Genomic DNA, 25,660 nt, shown 5'->3' with positions numbered 1-25,660 from the left:
CGCAGCGCCTGGGTGCGCTGATCAGCACTGATAGCCGACGGACTCCTACGCGGCCTGGTGGAGCCAGGCTCAAGAGCCGCGGCCTCGCCCTCGGTACGAGCGCGGGCGCGGATCGCATAGAAGGTCTTACGGGAGATGGACTGCTCGGCGCAGAAGGTGGTCACCGCCCCGCGCGGGGCGTCATCCGGCCACCGGACGATCGCCAGACGCACACGCGGATCAACACGACGGTTCGTTGAGCTCATGCCCCAATCCGACCCGAAGTGTCACCACCAAACACCCCAGAACTGTCACCGATGTCCTGAGGCAGAACTGTCACCGATGTCCTGAGACATAACACCGCCCACGCGGCACACAACGGCGGTCCAAACCGGGGGCAGCGGTCCAAACTGAGGAAGTCGGCGGCGGGTAAACCCGACACATGCCCGAACCGCACACACATTCGCGCCGATAACCCCGATACGTGCATCCTGTTAAGCATGACGAAGCCGCCCGGTTCCGAGGGCTTATCCTTGGAACCGGGCGGCCGGTGGTAGCGGGGGCAGGATTCGAACCTGCGACCTCCGGGTTATGAGCCCGGCGAGCTACCGAACTGCTCCACCCCGCGTCGTGGTTGGTACTTTAGTCCGCCTCCCGGCGGGATCGCAAACTCGGGCGACGTGCCCTTCCTCACCACGACGCTTCCGCTACCAGCCCATTGCTCAGCCCTGGGCGTCGAGCTGCTGCTGGGCGGCGATCGCCCGGTTCAGGGCGTCGGTCAGGCGGTCCTGGGCGTCGCCGTAGGCGGACCAGTCGCCGTCCTGCATCGCCTGCTCGGCGTCGCTCATCGCGGTCTGCGCGTCGGACAGCGCGGTCTCCAGATCGGCGGCCGGGTCCCCGGAACTGGTGGCGCTGGTGGTTGCCTCTGCCGTCGCCTCTGGCGTGGCCGCAGCAGTGGCCTCCGGCGTCGCCGCGGTGGTGGGGGCGGTCTGGTCGGCGTCGTCGGCCTCGGTCGAGGTGTCATTGGCCGCTGCGGCGTCGCCGTCGACGGCCTCCTCCCCCGTGGTGGCGCCCGAGTCACCGCCGAAGACCTGGTCCAGCGCCTCGGAGAGCGTGTCGGCGAAGCCGACCTTGTCACCGAAGGAGACCAGCACCTCCCGCAGCAGCGGATACTGCGTACCGGAGGAGGCCTGCACGTAGACCGGCTGGACGTACAGCAGTCCGCCGCCCACCGGCAGGGTCAGCAGGTTCCCCCGGATGACCTCCGAGCCCTGCTGGGAGAGCAGGTTCAGCACCTGGGAGACCGTGGCGTTGGAGTTGAAGTTGTTCTGCACCTGCCCGGGCCCGGACACATTCGACGAGCGCGGCAGCTCCAGCAGCCTCAGCTTGCCGTAGTCGGGGTTGCGGCCGCCGTCCTCGCCCCCGGCCGTCTCGGAGTCGACGGCGAGGAAGCCGGTGAGCACGTTGCGGTCCGTGTTACCGCCGATGATGTAGACGCTGGACAGGGAGAAGGTCGCCTCGTCCTGGTCGGGCATCTTCAGCGTCAGGTAGTAGGGGGCCTGCGCCTCGTCACCGGACTTGGTCGGGTCGTCCGGCACCTTCCAGAAGTCGCCGCCGGAGTAGAAGTCCTCCGGGTCGGTGACGTGGTATTTGGCCAGCACGGTGCGCTGCACCTTGAACAGGTCCTCCGGGTAGCGCATGTGCGCCATCAGGTCGGTGCTCATCTCGCTCATGGGGGTGACCGAGCCGGGGAAGACCGCCTTCCAGGCGGCGAGGATCGGATCGTTCTCGTCCCACTCGTACAGGGTCACGGAGCCGTCGTAGGCGTCGACTACGGCCTTGACCGAGTTGCGCACGTAGTTCGATTCCTCCGGGGCGCCGAGCAGCGCGGAGCCGGAGGTCGCGTCGCTCATGGTGTCCTCGAGGGACTCGTGCTGGGAGTAGGGGTAGTTGTTGGTGGTGGTGTAGCCGTCGAGAATCCACACGACCCGCTTAGGGGTGGACTCGTCACCATCGTCGTCCACGACCGCCGGGTAGGGGCTGCCGTCGAGGGTGAGCCACGGCGCCACCTGCGCCACCCGGTCGGCGGGGTTGCGGTTGTACAGGATCTGCGAACCGCTGCGCACCTCCTGGGAGAACAGGATGTTCATCTCCTGGAAGCGCACGGCGTACAGCAGCCGGTTCCAGGGGTTGGACACGTCGGGCCCGCCGTCACCCGTGAAGGTGGTGTTCACCTGCCCGGATGGGGCGGAGTCGTCCGGGTAGTCGAGCTCGCGCGGGTTGCCGCCGTCGTCGCCGCCCACGATCGAGTACGACGGCGAGGCCTGGCCGAAGTAGATGCGCGGCTCGTACTCCCCCAGGTCGCCGACGGAGGGGATGCCGCCCTCCCAGAACGAGGGGTAGCCGCCGGAGGCGACGGTGTTGCCGTAGGCGGTCACCACGCCGTAGCCGTGCGTGTAGACGGTGTGCTCGTTGATCCAGGTGCGCTGGCCCGCGTCGAGGCCATCGAAGTTGAGCTCGCGCACGGCGATGACCGTGTCCCGGCTGGCACCGTCAATGTTGTAGCGATCCACATTGAGCGAGGAGGCGAAGGAGTAGTACTGCTTGTTCTGCTGCAGCTGGCGGAAGGTCGGGGACACCAGGTTCGGGTCGAGCAGGCGGATGGAGGTGGTGGACTCCGCGTCCTCCAGCAGCTGGCCGGCCTCCGCAGTCGTCTTGGCGTCGTAGTCGGTGATTTCGACGTCGTCCAGGCCGTAGGCGGTCAGGGTGGCTCGGATATTGCGATCGATATACGGGGCCTCTTCACGCTGGGCGTTGGGGTTGACCACGAAGTTCTGGATCACCGCCGGGTAGGCGGTGCCGATCAACAGCGCCGACACGATCATCACGGCAACACCGGTGATGGGCAGCCTCCATGAGCTTGAGCGGATGGAGAACAGGAACAGCAGTGCCACCACCACGCTGATGGCCGCCAGAATCGCGCTGGCCGGGAGGGAGGCGTTGACATCGGTGTAACCGGCGCCGTCGAATCGTGTGTTGGATGCGTACAGGGAGGCGTAGCGCCCCAACCAGTAGGACCCGCCCCGCAGCAGGGCGAACAGAGCCAGGAAGACCGTCAGGTGTACGCGCGCCGCCCGGGTGAAGTGGGGACTGCGGGCCACGGAGATGCCGCCGTACAGGTAGTGGACGACGACGCTGCAGATACCCGCGAACACGACCACCCGCGTCAGGTAGGAAACCACCAGCTCCAGCACCGGCAGTATGAACACGTAGAAGGACACGTCCAGGCCGAACTGCGGATCCGTCGTGCCGAAGGACTGGGAGTTGACCGCGAGCAGGACCTCCCGCCAGCGGGGGGCGACGTCCCAGGCCGAGCTCATCAGCGCCAGCACCGCGGGCACGATCCAAGTCAGCTGCCGCTGCATGGGCTCGACCGCAGAGCGATAGGCCTCGAGGTTGCGGGCCGCCTCATCCTGAGGCATGCCGATCTCACGGGCCCGGTAGGCGAGGCGAATGGCCGCGAAGACGGCGGCGAACATGATTAGGAATCCGACCACGAACATCCCGCCGGCCGCGATCCACTGAGTCCAGATCACCCGCGAGAAGCCGAGCTGGTTGAACCAGAGCACCTCCGTCCAGGTGCGAGACAGGAACACGATGATGATGGCCAGCAGGGCAAGAATGCCGATGGTCAGTCCCAACGGCCCCGGGCGGCGGCGACCGTCCCCATCGCTCCGGCGAGTGGGCGGATGGATCGACCCGGAGCCGCCACCGGGCCGCTGGCGACGACCCGGACCGGCTGATGCGCCGGCTCGCCGGGGGGCGCCCCGGCCGAACAGGGCGGAGGGGTCGAATGCGGATGCCGCGAAGAACCCGGACTCCTCCGGCTCAGTCTCCTCCGCGTCATGGTCGTCCTCGCCCCGTGCCGCGCCGTCGGCCGTATTGCTGTGGGCATGACCAGGTGAGGTCTCCGGGCCGTCCGCCTGGAAGAAGCCGCCGCGCACGCGGTCGTCTCGGCTCTCCGTCTCTGAGGACCCAGCGGAACCGGTCTCGTCGTCGGGCTTGTCGATGGGATCGTCGTCGGGCCTGGTGCTCACGCTCACGCTCCGTGTCGTTCCGTGTTATGGATGCGTGCGCGCTCGGCGCACAGCGGCCGGCGCCGGTGGCGCCACCGTGCCAATCGTCGCACAGGTCACGTCAGGCTCACAAAACTCAGCCCGCTCTTAGGTGTCGCTGTGGGATGGCTCAGCCCCCACGATTAGCCTGCGCGGCCCGCGTGGCGGGCCCGCCGCCGTCGTTGCCTCCCACTCCGCTGGCATGATGCGCTCATGACCGAGGAACCAAGCCACCACACGACCGGAGGCCCTGGTGCGGGCGCTCCCCCGTCCGGCCCCGCCACGCCCCGGCGGGCGGCGCTCATGCGCGTCGTCGCCCAGCTGGAGGAGCACGCCGCGCGAGCCGGCTGGGACGCCCCCGTGGGGGTCTTCGCGCTGGTGCGTACCGCCGCCGCCCTGCAGGAGGATCCCGCCCTGGCGCGGATGCTCGACGACGCCGCACTCGCCGAGGCGCGTACCGACCCCGAGGCCCTGTGCGCCATCGAGCAGGGGGATCTGCCACCGGTTGACAGCCTGGAGGAGCTGCTGGCGGGGATCACCTGGCCCGACGAGGTCGACGGCACGGCCGTGGTCACGGAGCGGACGCTGCTTCCCACCGAGGCGGAGCAGGAGGCGGCCGCGATCACGGATCCTCAGGAGCGCTCCGCCTACCTGCTGGCCCGGCCGGACCGGGACGACGTACGGATCGTCGCAGGCGTGCTCCGCTCCGGGGAGTCATGGTGCGCCCTGCGCACCCGCTCGCACGACTCGGCGAGCGAAGTCGCCGGAGGAGCCGAGCTGGTTCCCGGCCTGGTGGAGGCGCTACGGCGCACCCTGCAGTAGCTGCTTGGCATCCGCAACCGGGCCGGCACCGTATCGACCGATCTCGGCACGCAACTTCTACCGATCTCGATGGTTGTTTCTACCGATCTCGGCGAGTATCAGTTGCCCGGATCACTCCCAGGCTCGCTCCCACCGCTCCCGGGCTCGTCTCCGGGCTCGTCTCCGGGCTCGTCCCCCGGCTCGTCTCCGGGCTCGTCCCCCGGCTCGCTCGCGGGGGTGGCGCCGGTGTCGGCGTCCTTGGCGCCGTCGGCGTAGCCGAGGGTGCCGTCCAGCAGAGAGGCGAGGTCGGCGTCCATCTCCGCGTCAAGGTCCTGGGCGGCGCGGCGCATGGTCAGGAAGTCGTCCGGGTTGGCCAGCTCGGCCGCCGTCGGGACGACATCGGGGTGGCGCCAGAAGGCGTCGCGCTCGGCATCCCCGAGCTCCGCGCCCAGCTTCTCCCACAGCCGGGCGGCCTCGCGCACACGGCGAGGCCGGAACTCCAGCCCGATCAGGCGGGCGAAGACCTGCTCGGCAGGCCCGCCCTGGATGCGGCGGCGCCGCACCATCTCGCGAAGGGCGACGGCGAGCGGAAGGTGCGGCGCCAGCGCGCGGGCGGAGACGACCTCGACCCAGCCCTCCACGAGCGCGAGCAGCGTCTCCAGGTGCTCCAGGGCCTCCTTCTGGGCGGCCGTCTCCTGCGGGGCGAACATGCCCGACTCCAGCGCCCGCCGGATCGCCTCGGGATCGTTGGGGTCGACCTGGGCGACCGCCTGCTCGACGGCGTCGACGTCGATGACGATGCCGCGCGCGTAGGCCTCGACCGCGGCCAGCAGCTGCCCGCGCAGCCACGGCACGTGCGCGTACAGGCGGGCGGCGGCCGCCTCCCGTACCGCCAGGAAGAGCCGGACCTGCTCCGCATCGGCCTCCAACTCGGTGGCGAAGGCCGTCACATTGGTGGGCACCAGGGCGGTTCCGGGCTCGCGGGTCAGGGGCAGACCGACGTCGGTGGCGGCGACCGCCTCCCGCCCGAGCTCGCCGATGGCCTGCCCGAGCTGCAGGCCGAAGGCGGTGCCGGCCATAGAGCGCATGAGTCTGCCCAGCGCCCCCATTTGAGCGGCTGCGGGCTCCGACTCCGGCAGCCTGCCTAGCTGGTGCTCCAGGGCGTCCGCCAGTGCGGAGGTGGCCGCGTCGGCGACGGGGGCGCACACGTCCTTCCACACCGGCAGGGTGCGCTCTACCCACTGTGAGCGTGTCCAGGCCTCCCGCGGCCCCGGGGCGGGCATGAAGTCGGTGGCGGCGTCAAGCCACAGGTCCGCCACGGCCAGGGCGTTGCGGGTCTGCTCCGCGTCCGCCGCGGTGATCACCGGGTCGCCGGCGCCGCGGACGGTGCGCTGAGCCAGGTCCTGTCCCATCTTCCAGTTGACGGTGCCGCTGCCCGCGCCGGCGAACAGCTGCTGCATCTGCGCCTGCAGTCCGCCCAGTTGGGCCGGGGACAGACGGGACAGGTCTCCCATGCCGCTCATGCGGGCGAGCTGCTCCGGATCGACACCGGAGGCACGTAGCGCGCCCACCGCGTCCGCGGCCATTTGGGGGCCGAACATGGCGGAGAGCATCTGCTCGATCTCGTCGAAGGGGTCCTCGCTCATGGGTTCCTCTCGGTGGGTCCGACGCACCTGCGGCGCCGACCGGGCCGTCGGGCGGCCGCCTGGTGAAAACACCTAGATCATGTCATCCAATCCTAGGAGCAGGCCATGCCGCCCAGGCTCCCCAACCAGCCTGCGGACAGAGGGCGGCCGCACTGTTCCCAGGAATACACGTCATGATGTCCCCGTGACACCAAGCCCTTCCGACGCCCCCGGTACCGGCTCACCCGCCGACGCCCCTCTGGACGCTGCCCCGAACGGCGCGCGCATCACCTCGGAGCCCGCCCCACCGGACTCCGCTCCGGCCGAGGACGAGACCGGCCCGGACTCCCCGCGGCGCCTGTTCCGCGGCCGGCGCCGGGCCTGGCTGCTGGTCGGCCTGGCACTGGTAGTGGCGCTGGTGATCGCAGGCGCCACGGTGCCCCTCAACAAGGTCATCCAGGCCCCGGGCCCGACCTGGAATGTGCTGGCCGACGCCGAGGACGGCGCGGACCAGGACCTGCTGACCGTCACCGGCACGCAGACCTATGAGACGACGGGCGCCCTGCGCATGACCACCGTGTCCGTCTCGGGCTGCCCCGGCTATCCCGTCACCTTCTTCATGCTCGTGGACGCCTGGCTCAGCAGCGACAAGACGATCCTCGACCGGGATCAGGTGTGCCCGGAATCGCTGACGGCCGAGCAGGTCGAGGAGGCCAACCAGGCGCAGATGACCAGTTCCCAGGACGCCGCCGTCGTCGCCGCACTGATGGAGACGGGCGCAGCCACCCGCATGATCCTCACCATCGAGGGGACCGCGGACGAGCAGGCGGGGATCGGCGTCGAGGTCGGTGACGTGCTGGAATCCATCACCACCGCCGACGGCGGCACGGCCCCCATCACCTCCTACCCCCAGCTGCGCGAGCTATTGGCGACGATACCTCCGGCGACGCCGCTGACGCTGCGAGTGGACCGGAACGGCACCGCCGTCGACGTGGAGCTGACGACCATCACCCCGCGCGACGCCGACGGGGACGGGCAGCCGGACTCCACGGGGTCGCTGCTGGGTCTGAGCCTGTCGGCCCAGGCCGACTCCGACATCGACGCCTCCTTCGAACTGTCCGACGTGGGTGGTCCGAGCGCGGGCACCATCTTCGCCCTGGGGATCATCGACGAGATCACCCCCGGCGATCTGACCGGGGGCAAGGACATCGCGGGCACCGGCACCATCTCCATCGACGGCAGCGTCGGCGCAATCGGCGGGATCAAGCAGAAGATGGCCGGAGCGCAGCAGGACGGCTCAGACTACTTCCTCGCCCCGAGCGCCAACTGCCAGGAGGTGGTGGGCAATGTTCCCGACGGACTGGAGGTGTACGCGGTCTCCACGCTGCACGAGGCGGTCCAGACGGTTGAGGCCATCGCCGCCGACGACACCGCCAACCTGATGACCTGTGAGGCGGTGCTCGACGCCGACTGAGCCCGGCGGCCCGGACACCCGTGACGGGTTTTCCACAGGCCGCCGATTGACTCTGGCGGCCCGCCGAGCGCGGTGCCATGCTGGCCGCGGCGCTCCCGTCCGGAGCGCGAGCGGCGACAGACAGGAGCAGTCATGCGCATCCGCGGCCAGTCCCCCGTCCTGTGGCGCGCGCCCGGGGAGAGTCAGATCGGGGCGGAGCCGGGACATGCGCTCATTCTTTCGGGTCTGACCAGTGGCGAGCAGTCGCTGCTGGACCGGCTGCCCGAGGAGATCCGCCCCAGCAGCATCTACCGCGCCGCGCGCTGGAGCCGGGTGCCGCTGGAGCGGGCACGCGAGATCATCCGCGGCCTGGCGGACGCCGACCTCATCGACTCCTCCCCCGAGCCGCCGGACAACGCCGACTCGGTCTACTGGCATCGCCTGGCCACGGACCCGGAGGAGCGCGCCGCGCTGCTGCGGGCGAGCAGCGTCGCCGTCCTGGGCGGCGGAGAATTGGCCCGCGACATCATCTGCCTGCTGGTGGAGGCTGGCGTCGTCACGCTGCTGCCCGACGACGACACCCTGGCCGAGTGGGCCCAGACGCTGTCCCCCCAGGTGCGCACCCGGGCGCCGCTGGGGCGGTACCCGAACGTGGCCGTAACCCTCGACGGACACGTCATAGACCCGGTGCGTGCGCGTGACCTGGCACGGTCCGGCATCACGCACCTGCCGGTGGTGGTGCGGGAGGTGAGCGTGCGGGTGGGTCCGCTGGTGACCGGGAAGTCGCCGGTGTGCACCACCTGCCTGGACCTGTGGGAGCGGGATGCGGACCCCTGCTGGCCGGCCCTGGCCACCCAGTTGCGGCTGCTGGCGGCTCCGGTGGTGGAGCGGCTGCTGCTGCATCAGGCGGCGGGGCTGGCGGCGCGAGCCATTACCGACGTCCTCACCGGCCGCGGGCACCTGTGGGAGGGGCGCAGCGTGGAGCTGTCGGCTCCCGACCCCATCGGCGTTGAGCGCCGCTGGCGCTCTCATCCCGAGTGCCTGTGCCAGCGGCTGACTGCGCCGGATAGCCCAGGCGACCGGCCACGGCAAGCGGGCAAGGAGACAACGGAGACCGCGGACGCGGAGGCGTGCCGCTATCACTGATCCCCGGAACTGAACTCGCGCACGATCCGCAGCACGTCGGCCCCGTAATCCCTGAGCTTGACGGCGCCGACTCCCCGGATCAGGGACAGCTGGGGCAGCACGGTCGGTTTGACGATGGCGATCGAGCGCAGGGTGGCATCGGCGAACACGGTGTAGGCGGGCTTCGACCCCTCCCTGGCGATCTGCGCCCGCCAGGCGCGCAGCTGCTCGAACAGGGCCACCGTCGCCGGGTCGTTCTCGGCCTCGAAGTCGGCGGCCGCCTGCTTGGCGCGCGCCCGCGCCCCACTGCCGGAGCCGGCGCGGCGCCGCGCGGGGGCATCGGCGTCGGTGGGCCAGATGCCGTCCAGGAAGCGGGAGGGCTTGCGGGCGGCGCGGCCGCCGGGGTTGCGGGCACGCGCATAGGAGATGACCAGGTGCTCGCGGGCGCGGGTGACGCCCACATACAGCAGACGCCGTTCCTCCTCGATCGCGGCGGGGCCCTCCGCCAGGGAGATCGGCAGCAGGCCCTCGCAGGCACCGATCAGCAGCACCGCATCCCATTCCAGGCCCTTGGCGGCGTGCAGGGAGGACAGGGTGACGCCGTCGACGGTGGGGGCGTTCTGCGCGTCCGCGCGGGCGGTCAGTTCGGCCACCAGCCCCTCCAGGTCGGTGCCGCGGCGCTCGCCGAGCTGGTCGGCCAGCTCCACGATCGCGTTCACGGAGTCCCAGCGCTCGCGCATGGCGCCGCGGGCGGCGGGCGGGTGCTCGCTCCAGCCCTCCCTGGCCAGCACCATGCGGGCGTCCGCGCCGGGGTCACCGGTCAGCTGGGCGCGCTCGGCGCGGGCGGCGGCCCGCAGCAGCACCATGGCGCGCTTGACCTCCTCGCGTTCGAAGAAGCGCTCGCCGCCGCGCACGAGGTAGCCGATGCCGGCGTCGGCCAGCGCCTGCTCGATCACCTCGGACTGGGAGTTGGTGCGGTACAGGACGGCGATCTCCGACAGCGGCACCCCCGCCGCCTGCAGCCGCTGCACCTGGGCCACCACACCGACGGCCTCGGCGGCGTCGTCGTCGTAGGCCTCGAAGCGCACGGCCGGGCCGGAGGGCCGCTGCGCATGCAGCTGCACCGCCCCGGCGGGCAGGGCCGGGGCGCCGGCGCCGCGCCGCGAGCGCGACAGCACCCGGTTGGCCAGCGACACCACCTGCGGGGTGGAGCGGTAGTCGCGGCTCAGCCGCACGGTGCGGGCGCCGTCGTAGCGGGAGGCGAAGCCGGTGAGGTATTCGGGGGTGGCGCCGGTGAAGGAGTAGATGGTCTGGGAGACGTCGCCGACCACGCACAGCTGGCGGCGCCGCCCGAGCCACAGGTCCAGCAGCCGCTGCTGGAGCGGGGAGACGTCCTGGTACTCGTCGACCACGAAGTGCTTGTACTGCCCGCGGATCTGGGCGGCGATGTCCTCGCGGTCCTTGAGGATGCCGACCATGAGCAGCAGCACGTCCTCGAAGTCGATCACGCCGCGCTCCGCCTTGACCTCCTCGTAGACGGCCAGCAGCCGGGCGACGGTGGCCGGGTCGAGGTCACCGACGCCGACGCGTCCTTGGGCGGCGGCGGCCTGGGCGTAGTCCTCCGGCAGGGTCATGGTGACCTTGGCCCATTCGACCTCGGCGGCCAGGTCGCGAATCAGGGCGCGGTCGGTGGCCAGGCCCAGGCGGTGGGCGGCGGTGCCCACCAGGCGGCCCTTGTGCCGCTCGATCTCGTGGCGGCGCCCGCCGATGGCGGTGGGCCAGAAGTAGGTCAGCTGCCGCAGGGCGGCGGAGTGGAAGGTGCGGGCCTGGGCGCCGTGCACCCCCAGGTCGGTCAGGCGCGAGCGCATCTCCCCGGCGGCGCGGGCGGTGAAGGTGACGGCGAGGACCTGGGTGGGCTGGTAGGCGCCCACCGCCACCCCGTGAGCGATCCGGTAGGTGATCGCCCGGGTCTTGCCGGTGCCGGCGCCGGCCAGCACGCACAGGGCCCCCTCGAGGTGCTCGGCCACCTGCCGCTGGTCGGGGTCGAGGGCGTCGAGCAGCTGGGCGGGGCTGGGCAGAGTGCCGGGCGTGCCCGCGGGGCGCGGGGCGTCGGGTGCCGGGGCGTGGTCGTTCATCAGCGTCCAGCCTGCCACGTCCATCCGACACGATTGACCGGGGCCGTGCGCACCGGCCGCCCCAAGCCGCATGAGTGGGCCGTCAGCCGATGGGGCCGCCGTACCAGTCCTCGATCAGCATCCGGGCGATGGAGGTGGGGCCGGGCAGGGCGACGGTGCCGGCGGCGATGGCCGCGGCGAGTTCGGCGCGGCTGAGGACGACGGCGTCGGTGACCTCGTTGCCGTCGGGGCGGGCCAGGTGCTCTCCGGGTGCCAGGCGGGCGCGGTAGCCGAGCATGAGGGAGCGGGGGAAGGGCCAGGGCTGGCTGGCGACGAACTCAACGCTGGCCACCTTCAACCCGGTCTCCTCTGCCACCTCGCGGACTACGGCGGCCTCTGCGGACTCTCCCGCCTCCACGAAGCCGGCGACGGTGGAATAGCGGTGCTGGTCCCAGGAGGCGCCGTGAACCAGGACGATGCGGTCGGCGTCGTCGGTGACGGCCATGATGACGGCCGGGTCGGTGCGCGGGAAGCTCAGGGCGTCGCAGCTGGTGCAGCGGCGGGCCCAGCCGGCCTGCGTGATCTGGGTGCGGCCGCCGCACAGGGGGCAGAAGCCGGAGCGGGCGTGCCAGGCGGCCAGGGCGCTGGCGGGGGTGGCCAGGCCGGCGTCGTGGGCGTCCAGATCGGCGCCGACCGCCCGCAGGGCGGACAGCGGGTAGCGCTCCAGGGCCGCGCTGAGGGAGGGGTGGGGGTGGCCGGCGCCCTCGGCATCGGTGGGTGCGGCGAGGTCGTCGGCGGGGACGACGACGGCCAGCCAGGACGCCCCGGCGGCGTCGCCGATGCCGTTGCCCTGTTCGCGGCCCAGGTAGAAGCGGGTCAGGCCGGTGGCGTCGAGGTCGGCGGCGGTCAGGGGTGCGAGCCGGGGGCGGGCGGCAGCGGGGGCATCAGCGGCATCGGCGCGGCCGGGGCGCCAGACGGCGGCGTCGCGGTCGTGCGGGGTGGCGGGGGCCAGCCCGTCGTCGGGCAGGTCCGCGGCAGTGGCCGGGGCGTCCAGGGCGATGCGGCCGCGGGCGTCCACCAGCAGCAGGCGCGTGGCGGGGTCGGCGGTGAGGGTGGCGATCAGGTCGGGCCGGCTCCGGCGCTCGGCGTCACGGTCGGTGGTGGTGCGCGACAGGGAGCGGGCGGTCGGCGTGGTATTGGCGGGGGTCGCCTCTGCGGGGTCGGACGGCGGTGTGGAGGACATGAGGGCAGCCTAGGCGCGGTCGGCTGGGCCGGGGCGGATACGCTGCCGCCATGATTTCCGGGACTGCTGCCGCGCGCGTCTACCTCGACCACGCCGCCACCACGCCCGTGCGGGCGGAGGTGGCCGCGCAGGTCGCCGGAGATCTGGCCGAGGGTCTGGGCGGGTGGGCGAATCCGGCGGCGCAGCACGCCTCGGGGCGGCGGGCAGGGGCGCTGCTGGCGCAGGCGCGCTCCCGGCTGGCGGCGGCGCTGGGCGTGGACCCGCACGAGGTGATCTTCACCGGTGGCGGCACGGAGGCCGACGCGCTGGCCGTGGCCGGGCGGGTGCTGGCGGCCCGTGCCGCCGGGGTGGGGCGTCCGCGGGTAGTTACCTCCCCGGTTGAGCACCCGGCGGTGTTGGACGGTGCGCGCACGGCGGCGGCGCAGCTGGGGGCCGAGCACGCGCTGTTGCCCGTGGACGGCGCGGGCCGGGTTCAGGCCGCCGCCCTCGGGCCGGCGCTGGCGGGCGGGGCCTGCCTGCTGAGCGTGATGGCGGCGAATAACGAGACCGGGGCGGTGCAGGACCTGGCCGGGATCGTGGCGGCGGTGCGCGCGGAGACCGGGACTGAGCGGCCGGGGGCGGACGGGTACGTGCCGGTGCACACCGATGCGGTGGCGGCGGTGGGCCGGGTGCCGCTGGACTTTCACGGCTGGGGTCTGGATGCGCTGTCGCTCAGTGGGCACAAGCTCGGGGCGCCGGTGGGCGTTGGCGCGCTGATTGCGCGGCGCGACTTCACGCTGGTGGCGCCGATGGGGGGCGGACGTCAGGAGCGCGGGCTGCGCTCGGGCACGCAGGACGTGGTCGGGGCGCGGGCGCTGGCGCTGGCCGTGGAGCTGGCTGTCTTCGAGCAGGCGGCGGAGGCGGCCCGGCTGGAGGGGCTGCGTAAGCACCTCCTGGCGGGGGCGACGGCGCTGGCGGGCGTGCGCGCGACCCTGCCCGACTCGGCGGCGCACCTGCCGGGCACGGCCCACCTGTGGGTGGAGGACGCCGACGCCGAGGCGCTGCTGATGGCCTTGGACATGGCGGGCATCGACGTGTCGGCCGGGTCGGCCTGCCATGCGGGGGTCTCCCGGCCGAGCCACGTCATGCTGGCGATGGGTTACGGGGAGGAGGCGGCGCGGGCGACGCTGCGCTGCTCCATGGGTAGGGAGACGCGCGCCGCGGATGTGGAGCGCCTGCTGGCGGCCCTGCCCGATGCCGTGCGCACCGCCCGCCGGGCGCGGCAGCGCCGCGGCACGCTGCGCGCGTAGCGGGTGGCAGCGGTTGGCAGCGGGCCGCCCGCAGACCGTCACCGTCCCCCTCGCCGAGATCGGTAGAAGTCACGTGCCCAGATCGGTAGATATGACCGCCGAGATCGGTAGAAGTTACGTGCCCAGATCGGTAGATGTGGAACAGGACGTTGTCTGCATCAAGTGCAACATCGCGGACCACGCCCTGCCGCCTCCCCCGTCTCATCGACCCGGCCGAAACCACCCGTAAGTGCCAATAGGAACCGACTGGGCAGACTGATGCCCACGGTTGCCCAGTGTCCAGCCCAACAATCCGGCGCCTAGGCCCCGGCGGTAGGCTGCCTACGCCCACTCGGGCGCCAAGGAGAGCGAAGCGGAAGGAGCGCACGTGCGCGTACTGGCAACCATGTCCGGCGGAGTCGACTCCGCCGTCGCCGCCGCGCGCGCCGTCGAGGCCGGCCACGAGGTGGTCGGCGTGCACATGGCGCTGACCCGCAACCGGGCCGCCACACGCTCCGGCGCCCGCGGCTGCTGCTCCATCGAGGACGCCGGCGACGCCCGCTGGGCCGCCGAGATCCTGGGCATCCCCTTCTACGTGTGGGATCTGTCCGAGGAGTTCGAGGACCGGGTGGTCGCCGACTTCCTGTCCGAGTACCGCGCCGGCCGCACCCCCAACCCGTGCGTGCGCTGCAACGAGCGGGTCAAGTTCGACGTGCTGCTGGAGCGCGGCCTGTCCCTGGGCTTCGACGCCGTAGTCACCGGCCACTACGCCCGCCTGCGTGGCGGCGCCAGTGACGGCCGCCCAGGTGAGGCGAACACCTTGGAGCTGCATCGGGCCGCTGATGCAGCCAAGGACCAGTCCTACGTGCTGGCCGTCTCCGGGCGCGAGGGCCTGTCCCGCGCCCTGTTCCCGCTCGGGGACGCCCCCTCCAAGGCGGCGGTGCGGGCGGAGGCCGAGGGCCGTGGCCTGCCGGTGGCGGACAAGCCCGACTCCTACGACATCTGCTTCGTCGCCGACGGCGACACCCGCGGCTTCCTGCAGCGCAGCCTCGGTACCCAGGAGGGCAACCTCGTCTCCCCCGACGGCGAGGTGCTCGGCACCCACGGCGGCTACTTCGGCTTCACCGTCGGCCAGCGCAAGGGACTGGGGCTGACCCGCCCCGCCGCCGATGGCCGCCCGCGCTACGTCATAGAGACGCGCCCGAGCACCAATGAGGTCGTCGTCGGCCCCGCCGAACTGCTGCAGCGCACCGTGGTCGATGGCAAGGACCTGGTGCTGCTGGACTCACCCGATCCGCTTCCCGACGGCGCCGGCTGGCAGGACGTGACCGTACAGGTGCGCGCCCACGGCCGCCCGGTGCCCGCGGACGTGACCGTCGACACCACCGCCGCCACGCTGCACGCCGTCCTGCGACAGCCCCTGCGCGGCCTGGCCGCCGGGCAGAGCGTCGTCGTCTACGGCGGGAACGACGGCGACCGGGTGCTGGCCCAGGCTACGGTCGCCTGAGCCGAGCGCCCGGCCCGGCCGCAGTATGCGGTGCGCCTCAGCGCAGGGAGGTGTGGCGCTCGATCGCACGCACGCCCCATGCCCAGAGCACCACCGCCAGCAGTGGCCACACGGCGATGAATCCCAGCCCCAGCACGGTTGGGTCGCTGTCCGTGCGCACCGCCTCAATGAAGTCCGGCAGCATCCACGCGTTTACGACATTCCCGGAGGCGAGTTCGAGACTGACCGGCACGGTCAGCAGCAGCAGCATCGACAGGACCTGCGCCACCAGGTACAACACCACGAAGCCGATCACGGGCGTCCCGAAGCCGAGGTGGTTCCAACGCCCCTGCGCCCCGATGCTCATGACCGCGGCCACGCACACGATCACGGACGCGAGCTCCACAATCAGGTAAACGAAGAATCCGACCACCCAGCCGGTGCCCACAAGGTTCAGCATTTCACGCAGGGGCTGGAGCACCTCACCTACGCTCAGCCCTTGCGACGTCGCGGACACCCAGGCTGTCACCAGCAGGCCTACCGCTGTGAAGCATCCCGCCACCAGACCGGCCACGAAGGCGTACAGGGTCTTGGCGACGTAAAGCAGCCTCCCGCGCACCGGGATCGCGTGGGTCAGGTAGCCGCGCGAGCCGTACATGGACTGCCAGTACTCAGAGGCAGTGTGGATGAGCACCACCGGTATGGCCAGGATGAATGAGATTGCCGCGCCAACCATTCCGAAGACGTTCAGAACCGGCAGGTCCAGGAACGTGACTCCGAGGAAGACCAGCCCGAAAACCGTGAAGATGCCGAGCATCTTCAGGTGAATAGGCGCCAGAAAGCGGATCTCCTCATTCAGCAGTGTGCGCAGCATCAGTGGTACTCCTTCCTAAACAGGGCGTCCAGGCTCATGCCGTGAGCCTGGCGCAGGTCATCGGCGTCGCCCGCCAGCAGCAGGCGTCCGTCCTTGAGGAAGACGACGGAGTCGACGATCGGCTCCACGTCGGCGATCAGGTGGGTGGAGATGACCATCAGCGCCTCGGGGTCGAAGTTGCGCAGAACGCCGCTTAGGATCACGTCGCGCGCGGCCGGATCCACCCCGGAGATGGGCTCGTCCAGCAGGTATACGCGGGCGCGGCGGGCCATGACCAGACTGACGCGCAGTTTCTCCCCCATCCCCTTGCTCATCTCCTTCAGGCTACGGTCCTTCGGCAGGCCGAAGAAGTCGACGAGCTCGCGCGCCCGGTCGGCGTCGAAGTCGGGGAAGAGCCGGGCGAACATGGCGATGGCCTGCTCGGCCTTGAGCCCCGAGGCCAGGAAGTCGGCGTCGGGCAGGAAGGCGACCAGCGCCTTCGACTCCGGCCCGGGCGCATGCCCGCCTATGCGTACCCGGCCGTCGTACTCGGACAGCAGTCCGGCCAGGATCTTCAGCAGGGTGGTCTTGCCCGAGCCGTTGGAGCCCATGAGCCCGACGATCCGGCCCGCGGGCAGGTGCAGGGTCAGGTCCGCCAGGGCGGGGCGTCCGCGGTAGGCCTTGGTCAGGTGCGAGATTCGGATCAGCGGCTCAGCCCCGTCCGGGATGGGGACGGAGGTGAAGCGCGCCGCGGGGGTCGGCCGGGCCGATGGATGCCGAGTCATGAGGTTTCTCCTTTGTCTGCCGGAGGCACGGAGGTGCAGTCGATCCAGCGCTCCTGCAGGAGCGCCGTGGCCTGCGTCAGGTCCATGCCGACGGCGGTGAGGGCGGCGATGAAGGTGTCGGTGGCGCCGGTGGCAAGCTCCCGGCGGACGGCGTCGACGACGGCGGTGTCCGCCGTCACGAAGCGGCCGGCAGTCCGCTCGGCGCCGGTGAGCCCGGTGCGATCGAGTTCGGTCAGTGCGCGTTGGACGGTGTTGGGGTTGACGCCGGACTGCATGGCCAGTTCGCGCACGCTGGGTATCCGTGCGCCTATCGGCCAAGCGCCGGTGACGATTCGCAGACGGAAGTCGTCGACCAGCTGCAGCCAGATCGGCCGGGAGCCGTCAAGGTCCACGAGACCTCCCCTCTGGTGGGTGGGCGGGTGTGCTCATGAGCGCAGCGGACAGGCGGCCGGAAGACCATCTGTATTACTGCACTAGTACAGTGACACATGCAGCCTGCGGAAGTCAACAAGCTCCGCCCCGGCGCGCCGACCAGCCCCAGGCCCACCACGGGTTGCGCGGGAATACACACACTCCGCCACATCAACCGATTTCGGCACGTTACTTCTACCGATCTCGGCGCATGAAGGCGCCCCGCCCCGGGGTGAACCGGGACGGGGCGAACTGTCCAGGTGACAGCGAGTGGCGCTCAGCCGCGCAGGCGCTCCAACTCCTCAACCAGTTGGGGGACGACCTCGGCCACATCCCCGACCACGCCGTAGTCGGCCATCTCGAAGATAGGGGCCTCGGAGTCGTCGCAGACGGCGACGATCGTGCCGGCGCCCTGGATGCCACTGGTGTGGTGCACGGCGCCGGATACGCCCAGCCCGATGTACAGGCGCGGAGCGATGGAGGCACCGGTCTGCCCCACCTGGGCGGAGCGCTCGATCCAGCCCTCGTCACAGGCAACACGAGTGGCGCCGATGGCGGCCTGAAGCGGATCGGCGAGCGAATGCACCAGGTCGAGGTCGCCATCGGTGCCGCGCCCCATCACCACGACGCGCTGCGCCTCCGACAGGTCGGGGCCCGCGGCGGCGTCGGCGAGCTCGCGGGAGACGACCTTGACGGCGGCCGCCTCGGCGGTCAGGGGCACATCGACGGCCTCGACGGGCAGCTCCTCGGCACCCGTGGCTGGCGGCACGGGCTCGGCCGCACTGGGGTGCACAGAGATGACCGGAGTGCTGTCCGCCTGCGCCGAAACCGTCATGGTGGTGGACCAGGTGCCGGACAGCACGAGCTTGGAGGCGTGCAGCTCCCCGCCGACCACCCGCAGGTCACCGACGTCGGAGGCGCAGGCCGAACCCAGCAGCACCGCCGCCCGGCCGGCGATCTCCTTGCCGCGGTAGTCACTGCCGACCAGGGCGACGGCGGGGCTCACCGACTTCACCGCGGCGACGACGGCATCGGCGGCGACCGCGGCCACGGTCTCGCGACCGCCCAGGTCGGCGGTAAGCAGGCGGGAGGCGCCGACGGCGGCCAGCGCCGCGATCGTGTCGGCGTCGACGTCGCCGACCACGAGCGCGACGACGTCGCCGGAGGTCAGTCCGCGGGCGATGGAGACCAGGCCGAGGGCGGCGCTGGTGGGGGCACCGCCGGGGGCGCGGTCGACCAGCACGAGGACGGGTGCATCGAGCATGTTGTCAGACATGGTTATCGTCGTTCCTTCCGGGCGTATCCGCTCACACGAGCTCGTTCTCGACCAGCCAGGCGGCCAGATCGCGCCCGGCCTCGCCGGCATCGGTGCGGATGATGCCGGCCTCACGCGCAGGCCGCTCGGTGAAGTCGACGACGGCAATGCCCGCCTCGGCGGCGGAGAGGCCGAGGTCGTTCAGGTCCCAGGTGTCCAGGGGCTTCTTCCGGGCGGCGCGCATGGCGGCGAAGTTCGGGTAGCGGGGCTCGTTGGCCTGGTCGGTTACGGACACCAGCGCCGGCAGTGGCGCAGACAGCACCTCGCGGACGGTGCCGGTCGAGCGGGTGATGATCGCCTCCTCCGCATTCACCTCCAGCGATCCCGCAAGCGTCAGGGCGGGCACGTGCAGCGCGGCGGCGAGCGCGCCGGGGAGCATGGAGGTCATGGCGTCCAGGGAGGCCATGCCGGTGATGACCAGGTCCACATCGCCCGGCCCGGCCTCGGCGCCACCGATCCTGGACACGGCGGCGGCCAGCGTGCGAGCCGTGGTGGGCACGTCGGCACCCGCCAGCGCGTCGTCGGTGATGACGACGCCGGAGTCCGCCCCCATCTGAAGGGCACGGCGCACTCCGTCCTCGGCATCCTCGGGCCCCATGGACACGGCGATCACCTCGCCACCCAGGTCCTCAACCAGGGATACGGCGGCCTCGACGGCGTTCTCGTCGAGCTCGTTGAGGACGTCCTCCTCACCGCGGACCAGGTGTCCCTCCTCCATACGGCGCTCGGACTGAACGTCCGGGACGTGCTTGATGCAGACGACTATTTTCATGCGCACAAGATTGCCATATCGCGGCGCCCTCGCCGGTGAGCGCTCAGTCACCCTCACCTGGCCGCCGACGAAGTGGCATCAAGAGGCCGATTGCTTGACAATAGGACTTATGCCTATGTCCTCCACGCCAGAGCTGCAGCCCGCCGCCCGTGCCGACTCCGCCGCGTCGGACCGCACTCGCCTCGGCGCCACGCTCGTCGAGGACGGTGCCGACTTCGTGGTGGTGGCACCGCGCGCCGAGGCCGTAGACCTGTGCCTGCTGGAGACCGACTCGACCGGCGCGATCAGCTCCGAAGCACGCATCGGCATGCACGGCCCCTTCCGCGGCGCCTGGAGTGCGCACGTGCCCGGAGTGCGCGCCGGACAGCGCTACGCCTACCGGGTGCACGGTCAGTGGAACCCGTCGGAGGGACTGCTGTTCAACCCGCGCAAGCTACTGCTCGACCCCTATGCTCGCGCCGTCGACGGCACCCCGCGCCTGGGCCCGGAGCTGTACGCCCACGCCGTCGACGCCGACCTGGCTCCCACCTATGTGCCCTTCATCCCCTCCGAGCTGGACTCGGCCGGGCACACCGCCCTCGGTGTGGTGACCGGCGAGCAGTTCCCCGTGGTCCCCGGGCCGAAGGTGCCCGAGGAGCGCACCGTCATCTATGAGACGCACGTCAAGGGCTTCACCCACTCCATGCCCGGCGTCCCCCCGGAGCTGCGCGGCACCTACGCGGGCCTGGCGCACCCGGCCGCCGTCTCCCACCTGAGTTCGCTCGGCGTGACCACGGTGGAGCTGCTGCCCGTCCACGCCGCCTTCTCCGAGGCCTTCCTGCTGCAGCGCGAGCGGACGAACTACTGGGGCTACTCCACCCTGTCGTACTTCGCGCCCGAGCCGTCCTACGCGACCCGAGCCGCCCGCGAGGCGGGCCCGCAGGCCGTATTGGACGAGTTCCGCGGCATGGTCTCGCTGCTGCACGAAGCCGGCCTCGAAGTCATCATGGACGTCGTCTACAACCACACCTGCGAGTCGGGTATGGACGGCCCCGCGCTGTCACTGCGGGGCCTGGACAACCTCGAGTACTACCTGCACGCCCCGCATCGCCCCGCCCAGTACGTGGACGTCACCGGCACCGGCAACACGGTGGACTTCCGCTCGACGCGAGCGGTGCAGCTGGTCCTGGACTCGCTGCGCTACTGGGCCGGCGACGTCGGCATCGACGGCTTCCGCTTCGACCTGGCGGTCACCCTGGGGCGGGACGCCTCCGAGTTCCAGTCGCGACACCCGCTGCTGATCGCCATGGCCACCGACCCGGTGCTGCAGAACGCCAAGCTGATCGCCGAGCCCTGGGACATCGGCCCGGGAGGCTGGCGCACGGGTGAGTTCCCGGCGCCCTTCCACGACTGGAACGACCGCTACCGCGGCACGGTGCGCTCCTTCTGGCTGCACGACGCCTCGGAGATGTCCAAGGGGCGCCCCGGCAACGACCTGCGCGACCTGGCCACACGCCTGAGCGGCAGCGCCGACATGTTCGGGTACGGCGAGTACCCGGGCGGGCGCGGGCCGCTGGCCTCGATCAACTTCGTCACCGCCCACGACGGATTCACCCTGCGCGATCTGGTCTGCTACGACTACAAGCACAACCTGGCCAACGGCGAGGACAACCGCGACGGCACCGACGACAACCGCTCCTGGAACCACGGCTTCGAGGGGCCGCTGCCGGAGGGCATGGGCGGCGGACCCATCGAGATCCTGCGCCGCCGCTCCTCCCGCAATGTGCTGGGCACCCTGCTGGTCTCCGCCGGCACCCCCATGCTGCTGGGAGGGGATGAGATGGGACGCACCCAGGGCGGGAACAACAACTCCTACTGTCAGGACTCGGAGATCTCCTGGTACGACTGGAATCTGACCACCTGGCAGCGCGATCTGATCGCCACCACGCACTTCCTGATCAACCTGCGCGACGAGCACCCGGTGCTGCGACCGATGGCCTTCGCCAGCGGCGCCACTCCGAACGGCGACGCCCTTCCCGACCTGTCCTGGTTCCGCGCCAACGGCGATCCGATGGACGTCGCCGCCTGGCACGACCCCTGGACCCGCGTGGTGCAGATGCTCCGCTCGGGCACGCCCATGGGCGACAAAGACCTGCTGCTGGTCATCAACGGCTCGCTGAGTCAGGAGGATGTAACCCTTCCCGGCGGGCACGGCACCGACTGGCACCTGATGTGGGACTCCACCTGGGCGGTGCCGCGCCCCCACACCTCGGCCTTCGCCCTGGCGCACCGAGTCAGCCGGGGGCCGGCGGCGCGGGCCCGCGCGCTCCACCCCACCCGAGCCCGCGCCTCTCGTTCCGGCGCCACCGACTGTCGGCAGGACCGGCCCGGCGACACGACCACGCTTGATGCCCTGTCCCTGCGCATCTACCTGTCCGGGGAGCAGCTGGTAGGTCTGCCCGAGGAGGATCTGGGAGTGCTCGCCGAGGCATAGACGGGCCGGAAGCACCGGCGGCCGCTCCACCTGTCACCCCTCTCCCGCGAGACCCGCAACAACGCCGAGTTCGGTAGAAGTAACGTGCCGAGATCGGTAGTAGTCACGTGCCGAGATCGGTAGAAGTTACGTGCCGAGATCGGTAGTAGTTACGTGCCCAGATCGGTTGATGTGGTGCCCGGCCCCTGTTGGACGGGCGGCGGGCGCCGGTAGGGCCGGGGGTGTGCGTGCCCGGGGCCGTCATGAACACGAGTTCACGCCACCAACACGACTTCCTGACGACCTGCACGGGCATAACCCATGCACACCTCCAAAACTCGTGTCTTCGAGCAGAACCCGTGTCCCCGAGGCGAACCAGTGCACCCGGTCCGCCGCGGGAGGGGCCCAGCCAGGGGCCAGGCGGATACCGGGTCCGACAGGGGCTGACGATTCGGCGTTGGAGCCCACGATTCCGGTCATTCCGGCGCCGCCCCTTAGGATGGCCGCCATGACGCAGCACGACGTGACCGCCGGTTCCCCCTCCCCCAGCAATGCCGCCAACGGCACCGACGCGGGCGAGGCCCTGTCCCGGTCCACCGACGCCGCCTCGCTGGCCCGCTCCCTGGCGCGCAGCGCCGAGATTGAGGCCGACCTGGACGTGAACCCCGGACGCTACCGGATGCTCACGGGTGTGCGTCCCACCGGCAACATGCACTTGGGGCACTACTTCGGCACCATGCACTCCTGGCAGCCGATCCAGGACCGCGGCGTGGACACCTGGATCCTCGTGGCCGATTACCAGGTCATCACCGACCGCGACGGCGTCGGTCCGATCCGGGAGCGCGTCCTGTCACTGATGGCGGATACGCTCGCCGTCGGCGTGGACCCGCAGCGCTCCACGATCTTCGCCCACTCGGCCGTGCCGGCCGCCAACCAGCTGATGCTGCCGTTCCTGTCCCTGGTCACCGAGTCCGAGCTGCACCGCAACCCGACGGTCAAGGCCGAGTTGGAGGCAACCAATGGGCGAGCCATGACCGGCCTCATGCTCACCTATCCGGTGCACCAGGCCGCCGACATCCTGTTCTGTCAGGCCAACCTGGTGCCGGTGGGCAAGGATCAGCTGCCGCACCTGGAGCAGGCCCGGATGATCGCCCAGCGCTTCGACAAGCGCTACGGCCGTGCGGTCAAGGAGCACCCGGTCTTCCGCCGCCCGGAGGCGCTGCTGTCCCAGGCGCCGCTGCTGCTGGGCCTGGACGGGGAGAAGATGAGCAAGTCCCGTCAGAACACCATCGAGCTGCGGATGAGCGCGGACGAGACCGCCAAGCTGCTCAAGAAGGCCAAGACTGACTCCGATCGGCACATCACCTACGATCCCGAGGGCCGCCCGGAGGTGGCCAACCTGCTGACACTGGCCTCCCTGTGCGGGGCAGGGGAGCCGCAGGCGCTGGCCGAGCAGATCGGCGACGGCGGCGCCGGCACGCTCAAGCGGATCACCACCGAGGCGGTCAACGAGTTCTTCGCCCCCATCCGCGCCCGCCGCGCCGAGCTGGCCGCCAACGAGGACTACCTGCTTAAGGTCCTGGCCGCTGGCAACGCCAAGGCCAACGAGGTCGCCGAGCAGACTCTCGACGCCGTGCGCGCAGCCATGCACATGAACTACTAAGACGCCGAGGCGGTCACGCGCACGGGCGCGGGCAGGTACGCTTGCGCTGTGACCCCTAACACGACGCCGCGCACGGCGAAGACGAAGCCCACCAGCCACGTAGCCCCCGCCGTCACGGCGGAACCCGCGCCCGCCCAGGTTCCACAGCCGGCCCCGTATGCACCGGTGGGCCGTATCCCGGTGACGGAGGTCTTCCCCGTCGTGGAGGACGGGCGCTGGCCTGCCAAGGCGGTTCCGGGCGAGGTCTTCCCGATCCGCGCCACCGTGTTCCGCGAGGGGCACGACCGCTTCGGCGCCACCGCCGTCCTGGTCCGCCCCGACGGCAGCGACGGCCCGTCCGCCCGCATGTACGAGGTCGGCATCGGCCTGGACCGCTATGAGGCGCGTCTGGCGGCGGACGCGCCGGGCGACTGGGGCATCCGCGTGGAGGGCTGGTCGGACCCCTACGGCACCTGGGCCCACGACGCCGGGGTGAAGGTGCCCGCCGGCGTCGACGTCGCCCTCATGCTGGAGGAGGGCGCCCGGGTCCTGGAGCGCGCGGCCGCTGTCCCGGGCCGGGACGAGGCCGACGCCGAGGTGCTGCTGTCCGCCGCCGTCGCCCTGCGCGACGAGTCCGCCTCCCCCGCGGACCGCCTGGCCGCCGGAATGTCTGCGGAGGTCACCGCCGTCCTGGACCGGCTGCCGCTGCGTGATCACGTCTCTCCCTGCGCCACCTACCCGCTGCAGGTGGACCGGCGTCGGGCCCTGGCGGGCTCCTGGTATGAGATCTTCCCCCGCTCCCTGGGGGCACGCCGGGATGAGCAGGGCAACTGGCACACCGGCACGCTGCAGTCGGCCACTCAGCGGCTCGACCGCATCGCCGCCATGGGCTTCGACGTCCTCTACCTCACCCCGATCTCCCCCATCGGCACCACCAACCGCAAGGGCCGCAACAACACGCTCAACGCGCTGCCCGACGACCCCGGCTCGCCCTACGGCATCGGCTCGCCCGACGGCGGCCACGATGCCATTCACCCGGACCTGGGCACCTTTGACGACTTCGACGCCCTGGTGGCGCGCGCCCGCGAGCTCGGCATGGAGGTGGCCCTCGACCTGGCCCTGCAGTGCTCGCCCGACCACCCCTGGGTGACCGAGCACCCCGAGTGGTTCACCGTCCTGGCCGACGGCTCCATAGCCTACGCCGAGAACCCGCCCAAGAAGTACCAGGACATCTACCCCCTCAACTTCGACAACGATCCCGAGGGCATCTACCAGGCGATCCTTCAGGTGGTGCGCACCTGGATCAGCCACGGGGTGACGATCTTCCGGGTGGACAACCCGCACACCAAGCCCCTGCCCTTCTGGCAGCGCCTCATCCGGCAGGTGCGCGAGGACAACCCCGAGGTGCTGTTCCTGGCGGAGGCATTCACCCGCCCGGCAATGATGCGCACCCTGGCGAAGATCGGCTTCCACCAGAGCTACACCTACTTCGCCTGGCGCAACACCAAGCAGGAGCTGACCGACTACCTGGTGGAGCTGTCCCAGGAGACCGCGCACATCATGCGCCCCACCTTCTGGCCGACCACGCACGACATCCTCACCCCGTTCATGACCAACGGGAAGGTCCCCGCCTTCAAGCTGCGGGCCGTGCTGGCCGCCACCATGTCGCCGACCTGGGGCATCTACTCCGGCTACGAGCTGGCCGAGTCGGTGCCGCGCCCCGGTTATGAGGAGCAGATCGACAACGAGAAGTACGAGTACAAGCAGCGCGACTTCGGCGCCGCCCGGGTCAACGGCATCGAGGACCTGCTCACCCGGCTGAATGCCGCGCGCCACGCCCACCCGGCGCTGCAGCAGCTGCGCGACGTCTGGTTCCACCCCACCAGCGACGAGAGCCTGATCGCATACTCCAAGCGAGTGGACGCCGCGCACTGCGCCACCGGCAAGGACGACGTGGTGCTCACGATCGTCAACCTGGACCCCTACGGCGCGCACGAGGGCGAGGTCTACCTGAACCTGGAGCAGCTGGGTCTGCCCGGCTGGGTGGACGGCTCCCGGCCCGTACTGCGAGTCACCGACGAGCTGACCGGGGAGGCCTACGACTGGTCCGGGCAGAACTACGTACGCCTGGACCCCTTCGCCGGCCGCGTCGCCCACGTCTTCTCCGTCGAGCCCCTGTGACGCGCCAACATCCGTTTTCAGGCCCGACGACAATCGAAGG

Annotated in this window: 17 protein-coding genes, 1 tRNA gene and 1 pseudogene; 8 read left to right on the top strand and 11 right to left on the bottom strand. The window is 71.0% G+C overall.

Translation table 11 applies throughout. The features are described 5' to 3' along the window. The 3 genes and pseudogenes from BLR49_RS13115 to BLR49_RS11025 all read right to left on the bottom strand — a co-directional run. Positions 1-245: pseudogene (locus BLR49_RS13115) on the bottom strand (IS481-like element ISAar28 family transposase); the annotation flags it as partial. Between the two features lie 285 nt (positions 246-530). Then, a tRNA-Met gene (locus BLR49_RS11030) sits at positions 531-607 on the bottom strand. Positions 608-701: 94 nt separating this feature from the next. Continuing rightward, positions 702-4,076 (bottom strand): UPF0182 family membrane protein, encoded by a 3,375-nt coding sequence (locus BLR49_RS11025; RefSeq protein WP_245690628.1) that lies wholly within the window; start codon positions 4,074-4,076, stop codon positions 702-704. A 231-nt stretch (positions 4,077-4,307) separates the two neighbouring features. On the opposite strand from BLR49_RS11025, the gene BLR49_RS11020 reads away from it, so the two are divergent. Next, positions 4,308-4,916 carry a PPA1309 family protein gene (locus BLR49_RS11020; RefSeq protein WP_092537574.1) on the top strand — a complete coding sequence of 203 codons (609 nt, stop codon included), beginning with the start codon at positions 4,308-4,310 and terminating at the stop codon, positions 4,914-4,916. Positions 4,917-5,014: 98 nt separating this feature from the next. Here the strand turns inward: BLR49_RS11020 and BLR49_RS11015 are convergent, their stop codons facing one another. Next, the gene (locus tag BLR49_RS11015) at positions 5,015-6,541 is read right to left on the bottom strand and encodes a zinc-dependent metalloprotease (RefSeq protein ID WP_092537572.1); all 1,527 of its coding nucleotides are present in this window, start codon (positions 6,539-6,541) and stop codon (positions 5,015-5,017) included. Between the two features lie 184 nt (positions 6,542-6,725). On the opposite strand from BLR49_RS11015, the gene BLR49_RS11010 reads away from it, so the two are divergent. Then, positions 6,726-7,994, top strand: a complete 1,269-nt coding sequence (locus BLR49_RS11010) for a YlbL family protein (protein ID WP_245690627.1) — start codon at positions 6,726-6,728, stop codon at positions 7,992-7,994. 132 nt (positions 7,995-8,126) lie between these two features. Then, positions 8,127-9,119 (top strand): thiamine biosynthesis protein ThiF, encoded by a 993-nt coding sequence (locus BLR49_RS11005; protein ID WP_176765859.1) that lies wholly within the window; start codon positions 8,127-8,129, stop codon positions 9,117-9,119. Here the strand turns inward: BLR49_RS11005 and BLR49_RS11000 are convergent. Then, positions 9,113-11,233 (bottom strand): ATP-dependent helicase, encoded by a 2,121-nt coding sequence (locus BLR49_RS11000; protein WP_092537568.1) that lies wholly within the window; start codon positions 11,231-11,233, stop codon positions 9,113-9,115. The two genes, BLR49_RS11005 and BLR49_RS11000, sit on opposite strands and share 7 nt — an antisense overlap. Positions 11,234-11,315: 82 nt before the next feature. Beyond that, a complete protein-coding gene (nudC, locus tag BLR49_RS10995; RefSeq protein WP_092537566.1) occupies positions 11,316-12,455 on the bottom strand; it encodes an NAD(+) diphosphatase in 1,140 nt (379 codons plus the stop codon). 50 nt (positions 12,456-12,505) lie between these two features. Between nudC and BLR49_RS10990 the strand changes: the two genes are divergently transcribed. Together BLR49_RS10990 and mnmA are read left to right on the top strand one after the other, a co-directional pair. Further along, positions 12,506-13,744 (top strand): cysteine desulfurase family protein, encoded by a 1,239-nt coding sequence (locus BLR49_RS10990; RefSeq protein ID WP_092537564.1) that lies wholly within the window; start codon positions 12,506-12,508, stop codon positions 13,742-13,744. Positions 13,745-14,111: 367 nt separating this feature from the next. Next, positions 14,112-15,230, top strand: coding sequence for a tRNA 2-thiouridine(34) synthase MnmA (gene mnmA, locus BLR49_RS10985; protein WP_092537562.1), 1,119 nt, complete (start codon positions 14,112-14,114; stop codon positions 15,228-15,230). 37 nt (positions 15,231-15,267) lie between these two features. Here the strand turns inward: mnmA and BLR49_RS10980 are convergent, their stop codons facing one another. The 5 genes from BLR49_RS10980 to BLR49_RS10960 form a co-directional block, all read right to left on the bottom strand. After that, positions 15,268-16,083, bottom strand: coding sequence for a hypothetical protein (locus BLR49_RS10980; RefSeq protein ID WP_092537560.1), 816 nt, complete (start codon positions 16,081-16,083; stop codon positions 15,268-15,270). Continuing rightward, positions 16,083-16,847, bottom strand: a complete 765-nt coding sequence (locus BLR49_RS10975) for an ABC transporter ATP-binding protein (protein WP_092537558.1) — start codon at positions 16,845-16,847, stop codon at positions 16,083-16,085. Before BLR49_RS10975 ends, BLR49_RS10980 begins: the two co-directional genes overlap by 1 nt. Next, positions 16,844-17,239: a GntR family transcriptional regulator gene (locus BLR49_RS10970; protein ID WP_092537556.1), complete on the bottom strand. Its 396-nt coding sequence runs from the start codon at positions 17,237-17,239 to the stop codon at positions 16,844-16,846. The genes BLR49_RS10975 and BLR49_RS10970 overlap by 4 nt, the downstream gene beginning before the upstream one ends. A gap of 296 nt (positions 17,240-17,535) precedes the next feature. After that, positions 17,536-18,534 carry an electron transfer flavoprotein subunit alpha/FixB family protein gene (locus BLR49_RS10965; protein ID WP_092537554.1) on the bottom strand — a complete coding sequence of 333 codons (999 nt, stop codon included), beginning with the start codon at positions 18,532-18,534 and terminating at the stop codon, positions 17,536-17,538. Positions 18,535-18,565: 31 nt separating this feature from the next. Continuing rightward, entirely contained in the window at positions 18,566-19,345 is a 780-nt protein-coding gene (locus tag BLR49_RS10960; RefSeq protein ID WP_092537552.1) for an electron transfer flavoprotein subunit beta/FixA family protein, read from the bottom strand. Positions 19,346-19,460: 115 nt separating this feature from the next. Here BLR49_RS10960 and glgX point away from each other — a divergent pair, with 115 nt between their 5' ends. From glgX to BLR49_RS10945, 3 genes are all read left to right on the top strand, one after another. Then, positions 19,461-21,818 carry a glycogen debranching protein GlgX gene (gene glgX, locus BLR49_RS10955; RefSeq protein ID WP_092537550.1) on the top strand — a complete coding sequence of 786 codons (2,358 nt, stop codon included), beginning with the start codon at positions 19,461-19,463 and terminating at the stop codon, positions 21,816-21,818. A 487-nt stretch (positions 21,819-22,305) separates the two neighbouring features. Next, entirely contained in the window at positions 22,306-23,460 is a 1,155-nt protein-coding gene (gene trpS / locus BLR49_RS10950; RefSeq protein WP_092537548.1) for a tryptophan--tRNA ligase, read from the top strand. A 48-nt stretch (positions 23,461-23,508) separates the two neighbouring features. After that, entirely contained in the window at positions 23,509-25,620 is a 2,112-nt protein-coding gene (locus BLR49_RS10945) for an alpha-1,4-glucan--maltose-1-phosphate maltosyltransferase (protein ID WP_092537546.1), read from the top strand. The last annotated feature ends 40 nt before the right edge of the window (positions 25,621-25,660 follow it).

This window comes from Actinomyces ruminicola, assembly GCF_900103885.1.
Taxonomy (GTDB): Bacteria; Actinomycetota; Actinomycetes; order Actinomycetales; family Actinomycetaceae; genus Actinomyces; species Actinomyces ruminicola.
This window is presented reverse-complemented; position numbering and strand designations above follow the sequence as displayed.

Excerpts from the sequence above, each read along its gene's own strand:
- BLR49_RS11020 (WP_092537574.1), top strand. The coding sequence starts at position 4,308 with ATGACCGAGGAACCAAGCCACCACACGACCGGAGGCCCTGGTGCGGGC.
- BLR49_RS11015 (WP_092537572.1), bottom strand. The coding sequence starts at position 6,541 with ATGAGCGAGGACCCCTTCGACGAGATCGAGCAGATGCTCTCCGCCATG.
- BLR49_RS11005 (WP_176765859.1), top strand. The coding sequence starts at position 8,127 with ATGCGCATCCGCGGCCAGTCCCCCGTCCTGTGGCGCGCGCCCGGGGAG.
- BLR49_RS11000 (WP_092537568.1), bottom strand. The coding sequence starts at position 11,233 with ATGAACGACCACGCCCCGGCACCCGACGCCCCGCGCCCCGCGGGCACG.
- nudC (WP_092537566.1), bottom strand. The coding sequence starts at position 12,455 with ATGTCCTCCACACCGCCGTCCGACCCCGCAGAGGCGACCCCCGCCAAT.
- BLR49_RS10990 (WP_092537564.1), top strand. The coding sequence starts at position 12,506 with ATGATTTCCGGGACTGCTGCCGCGCGCGTCTACCTCGACCACGCCGCC.
- BLR49_RS10980 (WP_092537560.1), bottom strand. The coding sequence starts at position 16,083 with ATGCTGCGCACACTGCTGAATGAGGAGATCCGCTTTCTGGCGCCTATT.
- BLR49_RS10975 (WP_092537558.1), bottom strand. The coding sequence starts at position 16,847 with ATGACTCGGCATCCATCGGCCCGGCCGACCCCCGCGGCGCGCTTCACC.
- BLR49_RS10965 (WP_092537554.1), bottom strand. The coding sequence starts at position 18,534 with ATGTCTGACAACATGCTCGATGCACCCGTCCTCGTGCTGGTCGACCGC.
- BLR49_RS10960 (WP_092537552.1), bottom strand. The coding sequence starts at position 19,345 with ATGAAAATAGTCGTCTGCATCAAGCACGTCCCGGACGTTCAGTCCGAG.
- glgX (WP_092537550.1), top strand. The coding sequence starts at position 19,461 with ATGTCCTCCACGCCAGAGCTGCAGCCCGCCGCCCGTGCCGACTCCGCC.
- trpS (WP_092537548.1), top strand. The coding sequence starts at position 22,306 with ATGACGCAGCACGACGTGACCGCCGGTTCCCCCTCCCCCAGCAATGCC.